Below are 16334 nucleotides of genomic sequence, written 5' to 3'. Positions count from 1 at the left end.
CTGGATAATGTTGCAATCGCAGGGTGAGCCAGGCGGCATTCAGAGGCAAGCATCTAGGCAAAGTTCCTCGCGGCCTGCCGCCCGGCGGTTGGCATGGATGACGGTTTACCCGGCGCTAAAGTCCGTGCAGACTGCCGCAAGAATGTGCACAGACGAAAGCGCCCGCCATTGCAGACATGGCACCCACAAGACCAGACCGCCGTCGATCGGTCTGGAACCGGAGGAGATCATCTTGGCGTCCAGTGATACCAGCATCGACTTGAGCACCGCGATCGCCAACTGCGCGAAGGAACCTATCCACATCCCGGGCAGCATCCAGCCGCAGGGCTTTCTGATGGTGTTCGACGAGCAGGCGCTCAAGGTGCTGCAAGTGAGCGAGAACGTCGCCGATTGGCTGGGTCTCGAGTCCGACCAGTTGCTGGGCATGCACCTGGACGAGCTGCTCGAAGACGGCGCCGTTCTGGCCGAGCGCCTCGCCCAACTGTCAGACGACGACACCACGCCTTTCCATATAGGCGACGTGCGTTTTCGCGAGGGCAAGCGCCGCAGTGAGCTGACCGCCATGGTCGCTCACCGCTTCGATCAGGTGCTGATCGCCGAGTTCGAGCCCACCAGCAACGTGGTGACTGCCTACAACACCCTGTACCCAATGGTGCGCACCTTTATCGGCCACCTGCAGGGTGCCGATGACATCGACGAGTTGTGCCGCCTGTCGGTGGCTGAGGTCAAGCGCCTTACAGGCTTCGGCCGGGTGAAAATCTACAACTTCGACTCCGAAGGCAATGGTCTGGTGCTCGCCGAATGCCTTGACGAGGGTTACCCCAGCTACAAGGGTCTGAGCTTCCCAGCCTCGGACATCCCGCACCAGGCCCGTCAGCTGTACGTGGCCAACCGCATCCGGGTAATCGAGGATGCCAATTACCAGCCCTCGCCGTTGCGCCCGGCTTGCAATCCGCTGACCGGCAAGCCGCTGGACCTGAGCTACGCGACCCTACGCAGTGTCTCGCCCGTACATCTGCAATACATGCGCAACATGCAAACCATCGCCTCGATGTCGATTTCCATCGTGGTCGAAGGCCAGTTGTGGGGGCTGATTTCCTGCCACCACGCCAGCGCCCGCCCGGTCGGCTTCCAGACCCGTACTGCCTGCGAGCTGCTGGGGCGCATGCTGTCGCTGCAAATCGAGGCGAAGACCGCCCACGCCCGCACCCAGCATCTGCTGCAGCTGCGCCGCCATATCGTGCAGATGCTCTCGTCGATGGCCGACCGCGACAGCGTCAGCGAAGGCCTACTGGCATTGCCCGAGACCTTGCTGGAGTTCGCCCAGGCCAGCGGCGCGGCGATCATCTCCGCCTCGCACTGCGATCTGATCGGCCAGACACCGCCGCGCGATCAGGTCAATGCGCTGGTGCACTGGCTGGAAGAACGTACGGGTGAAGACCTGTTTCAGACCGACAACGTCGGCCGCGACATTCCCGAGCTGCCTCGGCTGAGCGAACACATTGGTGGCCTGCTGGCAGTGGCCATCTCGGAAATCCACTCGCACTACCTGATCTGGTTCAAGCCGGAGCAGAAACGCGTCGTGAAGTGGGCTGGCAAGCCCGAGAAAGAGATCAGCCCCAGCGGCATGCTCAGCCCGCGTAACAGCTTCGCGAGCTGGCAGGAGGTAATCAGCGGCTTCTCCACGCCCTGGCATCCCCAAGAGCCGGAAAGCGCTCTGGAGCTGCGCAACGCGGTACTCGGTATCGTGCTGCGCAAGGCCGAGGAAATGGCCCAACTGGCCAATGATCTGAAGAAGAGCAACAAGGAGCTGGAAGCATTCTCCTACAGCGTATCCCACGACCTGCGCGCGCCTTTGCGGCATATCGCCGGCTACGCCGAGCTGCTGGCGGATTTCGAAGGCACCAAGCTGTCCGAACGCGGTGTACGCTTTCTTGAGCACATCACCGAGTCGGCGCGCTTTGCCGGCACCCTGGTGGACAATCTGCTGAGCTTCTCGCAGATGGGCCGCTCGGCGCTGCGTTTCACGGACGTGAACCTGCACGCGCTGGTCGAAGCAATCCGCGAGGAAATGAAACCCGATTACCAGAGTCGAAATCTGGAATGGCATATCCAGCCGCTGCCGCGAGTAGTGGCCGATGCCGCCTTCCTACACCTGGCCCTGCGTAACCTCCTGGCCAACGCCATCAAGTACAGCCGTGAACGCGACCCGGCAGTCATCGTGGTCGGCGCCGAGCAGAAGGACGATGAAGTGATCGTCTTTGTGCGTGACAACGGTGTGGGCTTCAATATGGAATACGTGGACAAGCTGTTCGGTGTGTTCCAGCGCCTGCACCGCATGGAGGAGTTCGAGGGTACCGGCATCGGCCTGGCCAGCGTACGACGTATAATCGAGCGCCATGACGGACGCGTCTGGGCCGAGGGCAAGATCAATCAGGGCGCCACTTTCTATTTCGCGTTACCCAAACGCCACCACCCCGCCATTTCATGACGGGCCGAGGACTTTAATGCTCAAACCCATTCTGCTGGTCGAAGACAATCCACACGATCTGGAGTTGACCCTGATCGCACTGGAACGCAGCCAGCTGGCCAACGACGTGATCGTCATGCGTGACGGTGCCGAGGCGCTGGACTACCTGTTCCGCCGTGGCGACCATGCCGATCGCCTGCCCGGCAACCCGGCGATCATGATGCTCGATCTCAAGTTGCCCAAGGTCGACGGCCTGGAAGTACTCAAGGTGGTGCGCGACTCGCCCGAGCTACGCAGCATGCCGATCGTCATGCTCACCTCGTCCCGGGAGGGCCCGGACCTGCAGCGTGCCTACGAATTGAACGTGAACGCCTACGTGGTCAAACCTGTCGAATTCAAGGCTTTCGTGTCGGCCATTTCCGACCTTGGGGTGTTCTGGGCGGTGCTCAATGAGCCGCCACCCGGCTCCATGCGCCTGCAGCGCCGCTCCAAGGACGACGAGCCTGCCGATGACAACTGATCGCCCGCATCACCTGCGTGCCCCCCAGGCCTACCACAGACCGTAATCGACGACCTTTCCATGCCGCTTGTGCCTCTCAAACTGCTGTTCATCGAAGACAGCCCGCATGACGCGGAGCTGGCCCTGCTTGCACTCGAACGCAATGGCCTGGTGGTCGACAGCACTCTGGTCTATGACCACGAAGCGGCGGAGCGCGCGCTGCAGAACGAGCGCTTCGACCTGATCATTTCCGACTACCTGCTCCCCGGCTCGTCCGGCGCCCAGGCGCTGGAAGTGGCGCGCCGCCTGGCGCCGCAGACTCCGTTCATCTTCCTGTCCGGCATGTTCGGCGAAGAACATGCGGTGGAGATGATGCGCCTGGGCGCCGTCGACTACGTGCTCAAGCAGAACCTGCCCTTTCTGCCCAAGGCCATCGACCGCGCCATGGCCGAGGTCAACGAACGCGAAGAGCGCCGCCGGGTGGAAGACACCCTGCAGGCCGTCGAAGCCCGTGCCCGCCTGGCCATAGGTGCCGCGCGCATGGGTATGTGGGATTACGTGCCGGCCACCGATACGCTGATCTGGGACGAACGCTGCCGCACCCTCTATGAGCTGGAGCCGGATGCCAACGTCAGCATGGAGCTGTTCCTCGGCCGTTGCCACGAGGACGACCGCGCCCAGTTGCGCCAGCGGGTCAACGAGGCGCTGGCCACCGACAGCGGCAACGAGTTCCAGGCCGAATTCCGCCTGCCCCTGAGCAATGGCAGCAAACGCTGGATTTCCGCGCGCGGCCAGGCGTTCTTCGACGATGGCCAGTGCACCCGTTTTCTTGGCGTGCTGCACGACATCACCGAACAGAAGCAGGCCAACGAAGCTCTGCTGCGCCTCAACGACGTGCTCGGCGAGCGCGTCGAGAAGCGTACCCGCGAGCGCGACCGTAACTGGGAGCTGTCCCGTGACCTGCTCGCCGTGTTGCGTTTCGACATGCGCTCCAGCGCCCTGAACCCCGCCTGGGAACAAACTCTGGGCTGGACACGCCAGCAACTCACCCAAGGCCCGCTGTGGGAACTGGTACATACCGACGACCAGCAGGACACACAAGCGCACATCGAACGGGTGACCTCGGATAACGTCTCGGTGCGTTTCGTCAACCGCATGCGCCACGCCAACGGCGACTACCACTGGCTGTCGTGGATCGTGGTACGCGATGACGACCTGCTGTACGCCACCGTGCGCGACATCACTCATGAGCGAGCGGTGGTCGAGGAACTGGCCGCAACCAACCAGCAACTCCGCGAGCAGATCGCCGAACGCGAGCGCGTTGAAGCGACCCTGCAGCAGATGCAGCGTCTTGAAGCAGTCGGCCAGCTCACCGCAGGCGTAGCCCACGACTTCAACAATCTGCTGACGGTGGTGCTGACCAGTACCAGCTTCCTGATCCGCGACCTGGAAAAGGGCAACCTGGACAAAGCCCGCGGCCGTCTGCAGAACATCACCGATGCCGGCGAGCGCGGCGCCAAGTTGACCGCTCAGCTACTGGCCTTCTCGCGGCGCCAGCGCCTGGTGCCGGAGGCCGTCAATCTCGGTGAAACTGTGCAGGGCATGCTCGAACTGCTGAAGAGCACCCTGGGTGGCAGCGTGCTGATCGAGACCGCCACCGAGCCAGACCTGTGGCACGCCCGGGTCGACCCGACGCAGATCGAGCTGATCATCCTCAACCTGGCGATCAACGCCCGCGACGCCATGGGTGTCGGCGGCACCCTGCGCCTGAGCACCAGTAACGAGGTGATCAGCGAAATGCCCAGGCGCCCGGAAGATCCGGAGCCCGGCGACTACGTGGTGCTGTCGGTGCAGGATTCCGGTAGCGGTATGAGCGAAGCGGTGCTGGCCAAGGCTTTCGAGCCGTTCTTCACCACCAAGGAGATCGGCAAGGGCTCGGGCCTCGGCCTGGCCCAGGTGTTCGGTTTCGCCAAGCAGTCCGGCGGCGGCGCACGCATTCTTACCAAAATGGGCATGGGCACTACGGTCAAGGTCTACCTGCCGGGTTTGCGCAACGTGGTACAACCCGAGGAGCAGGTGTCCAGCCAACCGCGGCCGGTCGCCGAGCCGGGAGACCAGCGCACCATCCTGCTGGTCGACGATGACCCGCGGGTTCGCGAAGTTACCGCCCTAACCCTTGATGCACTGGGCTATCAGGTGCGCGAGGCGCACAGCGGCATGGATGCCTTGGCCAAGCTCGATGACGACATCGACCTGCTGCTTGCCGACTTTGCCATGCCGGGCATGAACGGCGCCGAACTGGCCCAGGCGGTGCGACGCCGCTACCCAGAGCTGCCGGTGGTGTTCGTCACCGGTTATGCCGAGATTGGCGGGCTGGATGCCGATGAAGCCTTTATCGTGCAGAAGCCTTATCGCAGTGACGAACTGGCGGAAAAACTGCAGCACGCCTTCGCCAACGACAAACCCTGAACCCAGCTACGCCACGGCCTGCAAGCGGGTCGCCGCAGCGGCCCTCTCGCCAGGATAGGCTCCCCAGACCAATGTCCGCGACGCCCCCCACACTCTCCCCATCCAGCCTGTTCGCCGGCCAGACCGGCGGCACGGTCGAGCTCATCCGCCGCTTCGACTGGGCCGCCACCGTCCTCGGCCCCATCGCGCAGTGGCCGGATGTGCTGGTCAGCACCACGCAGCTGATCCTTTCCTCGCCGACACCTATCGTGCTGCTGTGTGGCGAGCGCGGTGTGCTGATCTACAACGACGCCTACGCGGCATTCGCTGGCCAGCGCCACCCGGGAATCTTTGGCCTGCCGGCCGAAGAGGCCTGGCCGGAGATCGCCGAATGGAACCGCCATGTAATTGCCATGGGCCTGAGCGGTCGCTCCATGTGCCAGGAAAACCTCTACCTGCCGCTGCGCCGCCCCGGCCTGCAGGAAGATGCCTGGATGAACCTCTACTACAACCCGCTGCTCGATAGCACCGGCCACTCCCACGGCATGATGTGCATCGTGGTGGAGACCACCCGCCAGGTGGTCGCCATCGAGCAGCGCACCCAGGCCGAGGCAGAGCTGCGCAGCGCCAAGGAGCGTATCGAACTGGCGCTCGACGCCGGCGCGGTCCTCGGCACCTGGGTGTGGGACATTCCGGATGACCGGGTCACGGGTGACGAACGCTTCGCCCGCGCCTTCGCCGCCGACCCGCAGCAGGCCGCCAGAGGCATAGCCCTGGACCAGGTGATGGCTGCCATTCACCCAAAGGACCGCCCCGCGGTGCGTGCAGAGATCGAACGCACGATCGCTACCGGTGGCACCTACCGCTCCGAATACCGCGTGCGCCAGGCGGACGGCAGTTATCAATGGATCGAGGCCAACGGCCGCTGTGAACTGGGCGCCGATGGCAAGCCGCTGCGTTTTCCTGGCGTGCTGACGAATATCGATGAGCGCAAGCGCACTGAACTGGTGCTGCGCCAGTTGACCCAAACCCTGGAAGAGCGGGTCAGCGAGGCCGTATTGCAGCGCATCCAGGCCGAGGAACAGTTGCGCCAGGCGCAGAAGATGGAAGCCATCGGCCAACTCACCGGCGGCATCGCCCATGACTTCAACAACCTGCTGGCCGGCATCCTCGGCAGCCTGGAGCTGATCCAGCGCAAGCTGCCGTCAGATGAGCACCCGCAGTTGGCCCGATTCGTCGACGCGGCCATCGCCTCCGCCAACCGCGGCGCCTCGCTGACCCACCGCTTGCTGGCCTTCGCCCGCCGCCAGTCACTGGACATGCGCCCGGTGGAGGTCAACGCTCTGGTATGTGCCCTCGAAGAACTGCTGGTGCGCACCTTGGGCGAGCAGATCGCCCTCGAAATCGACCTGGCCGACGATCTATGGCCGACCCGCAGCGACGGCCACCAGTTGGAAAATGCGCTGATCAACCTGGCCATCAATGCCCGCGACGCCATGCCCGACGGTGGCAAACTGCACATCGGAACCCGCAACACCCAGCTTGGCGAAAGTGAGGCGCACAACCATCAGGTACCGCCTGGCGACTACCTGTTGCTGTCGGTCAGCGACACCGGCTGCGGCATGCCGGAGGAAATCATCCGCCACGCCTTCGAGCCGTTCTTCACCACCAAGCCCATTGGCCAGGGCACCGGCCTGGGCCTGTCGATGGTCTATGGCTTCGTCAAGCAGACTGGCGGCTACCTGCACCTGGAAAGCCAGGTCGGCCACGGCACCACCCTGGATCTCTATCTGCCGCGTCTGCCCGAGGCACCTACCGCGCAGCAGGCCGATGCCCGACGTGACGCACCGCGCGGCACCGGCGAGCGCATCCTGGTGGTGGAAGACGATCAGGTGGTGCGCATGCTGATGATCGAAGTGCTCGAAGAACTCGGCTACCAGCTGATCCAGGCCAGTGACGCACAGAGTGCCCTGGGCCTCCTGGAGCAGCACGCACCACTCGACCTGCTGCTCACCGATGTCGGCCTGCCGGGCATGAACGGCCGCCAGCTCGCCGACGCCGCTCGGCAGCGCCAGCCGGGCCTCAAGGTGCTGTTCGCCACTGGCTACGCCGAGGGCGCCGAGCTGCGAGACGGCTACCTGGGTGACGGCATGGACATGATCGCCAAGCCATTCTCTTTCGACTCTCTGGCCGCCAAGCTCAAGGCCATGCTAGGCACGTGAATGGCGCCAGCCGCAGAATCCGGGAACTCCGCCTCACCGCAACGGCTCAATAGTCAGCACCCTGGCGCTTGACGCCTTGTCGTTACTCAGGAATCCCTGCATGCGCGTAGAAGGCTTTTTCGAATCACTGGGCGAGGCATTCGGCTCGTTCATCCGCTTTATCGTCGACGCTCTGAGCGGCGTATTCGGCGCGCTCGCCGGCGCGGTATCCAGCTTTATCGACGGCCTGTCCGGCGCCCTCGGCGTTACCCCGTCGCTGCTCAGTATTGCCGTGCTGCTTCTGGGGCTGATCCTGCTGTACAGCGCGGTACGCTCGTTCATGCGCGGCTCGGTGATCGGTGGGCTGATCTGGCTGCTGCTGGGTCTGTGGCTGCTCAGCGGGTTGATTCACTAAGAGCCGGTTCAAAGTCTTGCATGTGCATGAAACGGCAACTACAAGGCAGAAGCAGCCAGCCGGCGATTCGTAGGAGGGGCTTCAGCCCCGAGCTTTTTATCAAGGCAAACAAAGAGCTCGCGGCTAAAGCCGCTCCCACAAAAGAGCAGTGCTCGCTTCCGCCACTCAGCCGCCAAAGTCGACCTGGGCATAAAGATAATGGACAGCTTCTAGGTGCCACGTCGTGGGCAGCGCTGATGAGTTGAAGTCATCAGACAACCTGCATCCAAATGTTACAGCGGACGTGCTAGGCTGAGCGGCCTTCGTTAGTCGCCTAAGTACTCCAATGTCTGCCCACGGCCAGTTGCTGCTGCGTCACCACATGCCCTTCATCCGCTTCTGGCTGGCCAGAGTATTCACCGCCAGCGGCTTCCAGATGCTCACCGTGGCCATTGGCTGGCAGATGTACAGCCTCACCGGCAACGTGCTCGACCTGGGCCTTGTCGGCCTCGTCGAATTCCTGCCCAAGATTCTCTTCATCCTGCTGACCGGCCACGTCGCCGACCGCTTCGACCGCCGCAAGGTCGCCGCGCTGTGCCAGTGCGGCCAGGCCATCGTCGCCATCACCCTGCTGGTCGGCAGCAGCACAGGCAGCCTGACCCGCGAGATGATCTTCGTCATCGCCTTCATGATGGGCACCGCGCGGGCTTTCGAAATGCCGACGACTCAGGCACTGCTGCCGAACATCGTGCCGCCGGGCCTGTTTCCGGCAGCCGTGGCCGCGTCCAGCTCGGCGATGCAGACCGCGACCATCGTCTCCCCCGCCCTGGGCGGCGTGCTCTACGCCGTGGCGCCGGCCTGGGTGTATGGCCCGGCGTTGGTGCTGTACCTGATCGCCGTGGGCATGATGCTCAGCCTGCCATCGCAACAGAAGCCGCTGAAGCAGAAGATTTCCGTGGAGTCGCTGCTGGCCGGTTTCCGCTTCATCCGCAGCCGCCCGGAAGTATTCGGCGCCATCTCCATGGACATGTTCGCCGTGCTGCTCGGCGGTGCCACCGCGCTGCTGCCGGTATTCGCCAAGGACATCCTGCTCACCGGCCCCTGGGGCCTGGGTCTGTTGCGTTCGGCACCGGCGGTAGGCGCGCTGCTGATGTCGATCTACCTGGCGCGCCACCCCATCGAGCGGCGGGTCGGCCCGGTGATTCTCGGCTCGGTGGCGATCTTCGGCGTGGCGACCATCGGCTTCGGCCTGTCCACCTCGCTGTGGTTCAGCCTGGCGAATCTGGTGCTGCTCGGCGCCGCCGATATGGTCAGCATGGTGATCCGCGGCGCCTTCGTGCAACTGCAGACGCCCGATGACATGCGCGGCCGGGTCGGCGCGGTGAACAGCCTGTTCATCGGCGCTTCCAACCAGCTCGGCGACTTCCGCGCCGGCGTCAGCGCCGCCTGGTTCGGCACCGTGCCGGCCGTGCTGATCGGCGGTTTCGGCGCCATCGGCATCAGCCTGCTGTGGATCAAGCTGTTCCCGGCACTATCGAACCGGGATCGGATTCGTGACCCGTTAGTGGGGGATGAAAAAGCGTCCTAGCCAGATAGCGGGAGTTTGATTCAGCAACGGCACCCTAGTCCTGCGTTTGCGAAGGCGTTTCACCTGAGCTGCGCCGAGCCTTGCTCGCCCTGCCGGGATGCATACACTCTTCGCGGCTCGTGTAGCCAAGAATCTTACAAGCAGCCAAAAGCGATGAAGGCTGCAGGGCCTGTGCCTCCCGCTCCTTATGCTTCGACGCGATGATCATTTTCGACAAAACGAAGGCCATCACGAGGATCACTATCCAAATCAAAATCTGCTTGCCCAGCGGGGCCAACAGACGCCAGGCAAGGATTAACCACGCAGCCGGAGCTCGGCCGCGCGATGCCACATCAAGGAACTGCACGCACAGGATGAACGTCGTCAACGCCAGCACTGTGGACGCGATGGGACTAGCCGGCCAGTTAGCCGTCAGTGCGGCAAACGCGGCACTGGGCACGATATGCCTCAGCAACAGCAGACCACTGCCGCCACGTATCCAACGCTCCGGTATCAGCCGCCGGCTGATACCGACATCAATAACCACACACCAGCTGGCTAGCCTGTTCCAGGCCTTGGCAAGCAACCGGAACACGAAGACGAAAGCGGCACTGGCGGTTGCCACAACGCCTACTGATATGGCGAGATCCTTTGGGCTTTCGGACGCACCGCTGCTCAACACAAGCAGCACCAGGCACAGGCCAAGCCAGAGCAGCAGATATAGCTGATTCCAACCACTACCAGGATGCCAATCCCGCCACTGCTGCAGATAGACCAAGCCCTGATCATCCACCGCATCGCCATGTCGCTCAAGGCGCAAGGCCAGCGCTTCGCACGCCTGCCAGTCGGCATCCTTGAAACCATCCACCAGCTCGCGCCGTTTGCCTTCACGCATCGGTTTTAGCAGCAACCAGGCGGCACGTGACGACGGGGATACGGGTGGTTCTTGGCTCAACGAATAACTCAACTCGGCACGTAAGGCCATGGAGGCGCTACGTGAGCAGAGCAGTTCCCAACGCAAGTCGTCACAAGGCAGCTGGCCACGTGCTTCGTCCCAGTCGAACAGACGGCAAGTTTCATCGAAGAAGTTCAGCGACCAGCCAAGGTTACTTTCAAGCAAGCCCAGCACGCCTTGCTGCAGATAACTGCTGCGATCAAATGGCTGCACCCAGGGCTGCTGCTTCAACTGCCTGATTGACTCGAGCACCGCCTGCTCCTGCCCATCCTCCAGTTGCGAATGCCATTTCCACAGTTCGGCATTGAGCAGGCGCTCGGCCGGAGCGCTCATCGCCGCTATCGGCAGATAATCGGCCTGCCACGGCGTTAGCCAGTTCAGATGAGCCATGGCCCAGCGCACGGTTTCATCAGCCTGGTCGCCAGGCAGTTGAGCGCGGCGCAGCAGCTCCAGTTCGAATACCCGCTGCTGCCCGGCCTCGCGTGCCTGGAACAGTGCGTCATCAAGCGAAGTGCAGCTGTCCAACAGAGCGGCAACCCACGCCCGATCGTCGTTCTGCTGGATCTCAGCCAACGACGCAATCGGTTGTTGTGCATCGCTAAACGGCACTGGCGTAACAGACTCGTCGAGCGCAACAGGTGCGTCTACATCCGGAGAACGCTGCGCCCAATCCAACGCCCACTCATAGGCCTCACGCAGCCGCTGAAACGCCTCGGGGTCTTCATCCGGTCGGGTCTGTTTGAGCAGTTGCGCGTAGCGGCGCTTGATGCTGCGGGTGTCGGCCCCGGCTTCCAGGCCGAGCAGTTCCCAGGGGCTCACCATTCGGCCTTCTTGCTGTAGTCGACCTTGAAGGCGCCGGTGCGCCACAGCGACCAGCGCGGCCAGGGCATGCGGCGGCTACCGACCAGGCCGAGAAACAGCACTTCGAGCGCCAAGGCCGCGCCGAACACGACCCAGTCGGAAATCAGGCTCGGGGCGAAGCCAGCGACGATCAGCGCGAACAACGCCGCCGGCAGGCCATGGCGCAGCACCAGCATGCCGGCACCCGCATCACGCCAGGTGGCCGGCAGCAGCAGGCGACTCAGCGGCACGTCGAGGCGCGTCAGGTAACGCGCCAGTCGGCTCCAGCCACGCGACACAATCACCATCCAGGCGACTATCCCGACGCTGATCAGCAGGTCCTTGAAGCCCAGGCCGAGATAGCCGCCCGACCGCTCCAGGTACACCGACATTTGCGCATCCTGCAACGAGGTGGCGAACATGGCGGTGAACAGCAGGAGCCAGGCGTAGACCGTGGCCGGCACCGTCCATTGGCGCGGTTTCCAGCGCCGCCAGTCCTCGTCGAACTGCAGGCCGAGCTGCTCCGGCAGCTCGGGGTAGCGCTCGGTGAGCATATGCTCCAGCGCGTCGCAGGCCTGCCAGTCTTCGGCGTCGAAGCGGTCGACCAACTGCCGTGCATCACGCTCGCTCATGGGCTTGAGCAGCAACCAAGCGGCACGTTCCTCGGTGCGCAGCGGCCAGTCCAGCTTCAGCTGCTGCAACAGGCGCTGGCCCGCGGCGTGGCGCTCGCAGCGCCAGCACAGCCAGTTCCAGCGCTCCACGGAGCACGGCAGCTCACCGGTGTCCTCGTTCCAGCCGAACAGCCGGCACAGGCGTTCGAACAACCCACCCGACCAGTGATCGGTGACCTCGAGCATCCAGATCATGCCGTCCTGCAACTGCTGGCGGCGGTCGAACGATTGCAGCCAGTCGCTGGCCAGCAGCCTGGTGGCGGCGTCGAATACGGCGCGCTCCTCGCCGGCCTGCAAGCGATGCTGCAGGGTTTCCAGCTCCAGCGCCAACAGGCGCGCGGCCAGGGCCTCCGAGTGGCTGCGCGGCAGGTAGTCGGCCTGCCAGGGTGACAGCCACTGCAAGCGCTGCATGCCCCAGCGCAGGGTGTTCAGCCCCTCTTCGTCAAGCGTGGCGCAGCGCGCCAGCAGGTGACGCTGCAGATCGGTTTCCAGCCCCTGCTCGCGGGCCTGCTGCAGGGCAGCGTCCAGCGACTCGCTGGCCTGCAGCAGCTGCTCGATGCGCGCGTGTGCCGGCTGTTCGGCGGCGACCGCCACAACCGGCTCGTCCGGTACCACTAACGTAGGCGCTGGCCCTTGCTCGGCACCGTCGCCCCAGGGCTGATCCTGGGCCGCAGCATGGGCCAGCGCCTGCTCGTAGGCTTCGCGCAGGCGCTGGAAGGCTTCGGGGTCCTCGTCGGGGCGGTGCTGTTTGAGCAACTGCGCGTAGCGGCGCTTGATGCTGCGGGTATCGGCGTCGGCGTCCAGGCCAAGCAGCGTCCAGGGATTCATAAACGATCAGTACCCCTGCTCGATGGCGTCCAGGCGAGCGGTGAGCTCGCCTCGGGTTTCGCGGATCTGCCGTTCGTCCTGGCCTTCGAGGATCGCGGCGAAATGCGCGGCCAGCTGGCCGACGTGTTCACGCAAATCGCCCAGGCATTCCTGATACAGGCGCTCCAGGCGCGCCATCAGAGCGCTGTTGACCTGCTGGTCGCGCGGGTGAACCTTGAGCGCCTCCAGGGCGGCGAAGCGCTCGGCGATTTCCGCGGGGGTGAGTACGCCGGGGTTGTTCTCGATCACCAGGCGGTGGCTTTCGCCGGTCAGCGGCGTGTCCACCTGGGCTTCGAGCAGGCCGTTGATGTCATAGGTGAAACGAATATCCAGCGACACTTCACCAGCCGGGCGCGGCGGTACGGCCACCTCCAGCTCGCCGAGAAAGATATTGTTGGCCACCAGGCGGCTCTCGCCCTGGTAGATGCGTACGCTGACCTGCTTCTGGTTGTCATGCAGGGTGTACACGCTCTGCACGCGGCTGACCGGCACCACGCAGTTGCGCTCGATGATCGGCATGTAATGGCCGCTCTGCTGCTGGGTACCCACCTGCTTGCTGATCTCCACGCCCAGGCTGTACGGGCAGACATCGGTAAGCACCACCTCTTCGAGCGTAGCATCGCGGGCCTTGAGCGCCGCCTGGATGGCGGCGCCCTGGGCGATCACTTCGTCGGGGTTCAGGTGCATGGCCGGGAAGCGCCCGAAGAGGCTGGCCACCAGCTTGCGCACCAGCGGCATGCGCGTGGTGCCACCGACCAGCAGCACTTCGTCGAGGTCGGCGACCTTGATGCGCGCATCACGTAGGGCCCGCTCGATGGGCGCGCGCAGACGTTCGAGCAAGGGTTCGCAGATGCTCAGCAGCTTGTCCTGGCTCACTGGCAGCGTCCATTCGCGGCCATCGTCACGCAGCTGGAAGCTCGCCTCCGGCTGTTGCCCGAGGGCGTGACGCACGCGCTGAGCCTCGCGACGCAGGCGCTGATGGATTGCCGGCTGCTGGTGGTCGGGCAGACCCTGGCCGTTCATGGCAGCGAGGAAGTGGGCGACCAGAACATCGTCGAAGTCCTCGCCACCGAGGAAGTTGTCGCCGGCACTGGCGCGCACTTCCATGACGCCCTCGAACAGTTCCAGCACCGACACGTCGAAAGTACCGCCGCCCAGGTCGAAGACCAGAAAGGTCGCCTCGCCCTTCTGGTGCAGGCCGTAAGCCAGGGCCGCGGCGGTGGGTTCGTTGATCAGCTTCTCGACCTTCAGGCCCGCCAGCTCGCCGGCGATGCGCGTGGCCTTGCGCTGGGCGTCACTGAAATAGGCGGGCACGCTGATCACCGCCTCGGTGACCGGCTGGCCGTAGGCACGCTCGACATCTTCCTTGAGGCTGCGCAGCACCATGGCCGACAACTCTTCCGGACGGAACGAACGCGAACCCAGGCGGGTGCTCTGGGCGCTGCCCATGTGCCGCTTGAACAGCGCGGCGGTGAGGTGCGGATGGGTCTGCAGACGCTCGCGGGCGATGTCGCCGACCACCAGCTGGTCGTGGTCGTCCAGGCCGACCACGCTGGGCGTCAGCAGGCGGCCCAGGGCATTGGGCACCAGATGCGCCGCTTCGCCGTCCCAGACGGCGACCAGACTGTTGGTAGTGCCGAGGTCGATTCCGATGATCATGTGCGTTGCAGCCTCCCTGTGCGTGCCAGCTCACGGCGCATCAGGCGCCGGGCGGGGCGATATTAGAGCGCTCTGACAAGGCCGGGTAAAGGAGGTTTCCCGCGCTTTGCCAACTTGCCGACAGAGACGGCTGCCGCGGCCTGGGGTGGGCTGCTATGATGCCGCGCTTTCGCGGATCGGCAAGGCGAAATGGCACGTGAAGTGCTTTGCTTGCGCTCTGCACACTTCAACGCGCGTTCGCTGCCATCGGAGCTCCGCATGCTGGAAAGACTGTTCCAACTCAACGCACACAACACCAACGTGCGCACCGAAATACTCGCGGGCGTCACGACCTTCCTGACCATGGCCTACATCCTGTTCGTCAACCCGAGCATCCTCGGCGAAACCGGCATGGACAAAGGCGCGGTGTTCGTCGCCTCCTGCCTGGCCGCGGCCTTCGGCTCGGTGGTCATGGGCCTGATCGCCAACTACCCGATCGCCCTGGCACCGGGCATGGGCCTCAACGCCTTCTTCACCTACACCGTGGTGCTCGGCATGGGCCACACCTGGCAGGTCGCCCTCGGTGCGGTATTCCTGTCGGCATGCCTGTTCTTCCTGCTGTCGATCTTCAAGATCCGCGAGTGGATCATCAACAGCATCCCGCTGGAGCTGCGCTCGGCCATCGCCGCCGGCATCGGCCTGTTCCTGGCGCTGATCGCCCTGCAGAACGCCGGTATCGTCGCGGCCAACCCGGCGACCATGGTCGGCCTCGGCAACCTCGGCTCGCCCGCCGCGCTGCTGGCGATCCTCGGTTTCTTCCTGATCATCGGCCTGGAAGCGCTACGTGTGACCGGCGCGGTGCTGATCAGCATCCTGGTGGTCACTACCCTGAGCATCCTGCTCGGCGTCAGCCAGTTCGGCGGCGTGGTGTCGATGCCGCCGTCGCTGGCACCGACCTTCCTGCAGCTGGATATCGCCGGCGCGCTGGATGTGAGCCTGATCAGCGTGATCTTCGCCTTCCTGTTCGTCGACCTGTTCGACAACTCCGGCACCCTGATCGCCGTGGCCAAGAAGGCCGGCCTGATGCGCAAGGACGGCCACTTGCCGAAGATGGGCCGTGCGCTGATCGCCGACAGCACCGCCGCTCTGGGCGGTTCGCTGCTGGGTACCAGCACCACCACCAGCTATATCGAATCCGCAGCGGGCGTCAGCGCTGGCGGGCGCACCGGCCTGACCTCCATCGTGGTTGCCGTGCTGTTCCTGTTCGCCCTGTTCTTCGCCCCGCTGGCCGGCAGCGTGCCGGCCTTCGCCACCGCCCCGGCGCTGCTGTTCGTGGCCGTGCTGATGGCTTCGGGCATGGCCGAGATCGAGTGGAGCGACATCACCGTCGCCGCGCCCGTGGTGGTCACCGCCCTGGCCATGCCGCTGACCTACTCCATCGCCACTGGCATCGCCTTCGGCTTCATCACCTGGGTCGCTGCCAAGACCCTGGCCGGGCGGTTCCGCGAGCTCAATGGCATGCTCGTCGCGCTGGCCATTTTCTGCGTGATCAAGCTGGCATTGTTCTAAACGTTCGCTAGTGGGCTGAATCGGATCGCCGCCCGGCCCACCCATACGCGACGGCGTTTTAGACCTGTCATTGTGGGAGCGCGCCATGCGTGCGATTCGCGGGCATGGCCCGCTCCCACAGGTCGTTCATGATCCTCCCCGCCCCACCAATAATCGACGACACCGGCACGCCGGCAGCGGAATCGCTACAATGGCGCCCCGTTTTCCTGCCGCAC

At 64.3% G+C, this 16334-nt stretch carries 10 protein-coding genes; 7 read left to right on the top strand and 3 right to left on the bottom strand.

Going from position 1 to position 16334, the window contains the following annotated elements; genetic code table 11:
- Positions 1-232: 232 nt before the first annotated feature.
- The 6 genes from PVA39_RS03175 to PVA39_RS03150 all read left to right on the top strand — a co-directional run bounded on the left by PVA39_RS03175 (position 233) and on the right by PVA39_RS03150 (position 9600).
- The gene (locus PVA39_RS03175) at positions 233-2491 is read left to right on the top strand and encodes an ATP-binding protein (protein WP_274122797.1); all 2259 of its coding nucleotides are present in this window, start codon (positions 233-235) and stop codon (positions 2489-2491) included.
- A gap of 16 nt (positions 2492-2507) precedes the next feature.
- On the top strand, positions 2508-2990 hold the full coding sequence (locus tag PVA39_RS03170) for a response regulator (RefSeq protein ID WP_274122796.1): 483 nt from the start codon (positions 2508-2510) through the stop codon (positions 2988-2990).
- Between the two features lie 60 nt (positions 2991-3050).
- On the top strand, positions 3051-5438 hold the full coding sequence (locus PVA39_RS03165; RefSeq protein ID WP_274122795.1) for a hybrid sensor histidine kinase/response regulator: 2388 nt from the start codon (positions 3051-3053) through the stop codon (positions 5436-5438).
- 71 nt (positions 5439-5509) lie between these two features.
- The gene (locus PVA39_RS03160) at positions 5510-7639 is read left to right on the top strand and encodes a response regulator (RefSeq protein WP_274122794.1); all 2130 of its coding nucleotides are present in this window, start codon (positions 5510-5512) and stop codon (positions 7637-7639) included.
- Between the two features lie 100 nt (positions 7640-7739).
- Positions 7740-8033, top strand: coding sequence for a hypothetical protein (locus PVA39_RS03155; protein ID WP_093500177.1), 294 nt, complete (start codon positions 7740-7742; stop codon positions 8031-8033).
- Between the two features lie 325 nt (positions 8034-8358).
- The gene (locus tag PVA39_RS03150) at positions 8359-9600 is read left to right on the top strand and encodes an MFS transporter (RefSeq protein ID WP_274122793.1); all 1242 of its coding nucleotides are present in this window, start codon (positions 8359-8361) and stop codon (positions 9598-9600) included.
- A 34-nt stretch (positions 9601-9634) separates the two neighbouring features.
- Here the strand turns inward: PVA39_RS03150 and PVA39_RS03145 are convergent, their stop codons facing one another.
- Genes PVA39_RS03145 through PVA39_RS03135 form a run of 3 tightly spaced genes read right to left on the bottom strand, consistent with a single transcriptional unit; the run spans position 9635 to position 14571 of the window.
- Complete coding sequence (locus tag PVA39_RS03145) at positions 9635-11356, bottom strand: J domain-containing protein (protein WP_274122792.1); 1722 nt, start codon at positions 11354-11356, stop codon at positions 9635-9637.
- Positions 11350-12873, bottom strand: coding sequence for a J domain-containing protein (locus PVA39_RS03140; RefSeq protein WP_274122790.1), 1524 nt, complete (start codon positions 12871-12873; stop codon positions 11350-11352). The genes PVA39_RS03145 and PVA39_RS03140 overlap by 7 nt, the downstream gene beginning before the upstream one ends.
- A gap of 6 nt (positions 12874-12879) precedes the next feature.
- Complete coding sequence (locus PVA39_RS03135) at positions 12880-14571, bottom strand: molecular chaperone HscC (RefSeq protein WP_274122789.1); 1692 nt, start codon at positions 14569-14571, stop codon at positions 12880-12882.
- 258 nt (positions 14572-14829) lie between these two features.
- On the opposite strand from PVA39_RS03135, the gene PVA39_RS03130 reads away from it, so the two are divergent.
- Positions 14830-16119, top strand: a complete 1290-nt coding sequence (locus PVA39_RS03130) for an NCS2 family permease (protein WP_274122788.1) — start codon at positions 14830-14832, stop codon at positions 16117-16119.
- Positions 16120-16334 lie beyond the last annotated feature (215 nt).

Origin of the sequence: Pseudomonas sp. CNPSo 3701, from assembly GCF_028674975.1 — a bacterium.
In the GTDB taxonomy this organism is placed as follows: domain Bacteria; phylum Pseudomonadota; class Gammaproteobacteria; order Pseudomonadales; family Pseudomonadaceae; genus Aquipseudomonas; species Aquipseudomonas straminea.
This window is presented reverse-complemented; position numbering and strand designations above follow the sequence as displayed.

Coding starts and splice junctions, on each gene's coding strand:
- PVA39_RS03170 (WP_274122796.1), top strand. CDS start 2,508: ATGCTCAAACCCATTCTGCTGGTCGAAGACAATCCACACGATCTGGAG.
- PVA39_RS03165 (WP_274122795.1), top strand. CDS start 3,051: ATGCCGCTTGTGCCTCTCAAACTGCTGTTCATCGAAGACAGCCCGCAT.
- PVA39_RS03160 (WP_274122794.1), top strand. CDS start 5,510: ATGTCCGCGACGCCCCCCACACTCTCCCCATCCAGCCTGTTCGCCGGC.
- PVA39_RS03155 (WP_093500177.1), top strand. CDS start 7,740: ATGCGCGTAGAAGGCTTTTTCGAATCACTGGGCGAGGCATTCGGCTCG.
- PVA39_RS03150 (WP_274122793.1), top strand. CDS start 8,359: ATGTCTGCCCACGGCCAGTTGCTGCTGCGTCACCACATGCCCTTCATC.
- PVA39_RS03145 (WP_274122792.1), bottom strand. CDS start 11,356: ATGGTGAGCCCCTGGGAACTGCTCGGCCTGGAAGCCGGGGCCGACACC.
- PVA39_RS03140 (WP_274122790.1), bottom strand. CDS start 12,873: ATGAATCCCTGGACGCTGCTTGGCCTGGACGCCGACGCCGATACCCGC.
- PVA39_RS03135 (WP_274122789.1), bottom strand. CDS start 14,571: ATGATCATCGGAATCGACCTCGGCACTACCAACAGTCTGGTCGCCGTC.
- PVA39_RS03130 (WP_274122788.1), top strand. CDS start 14,830: ATGCTGGAAAGACTGTTCCAACTCAACGCACACAACACCAACGTGCGC.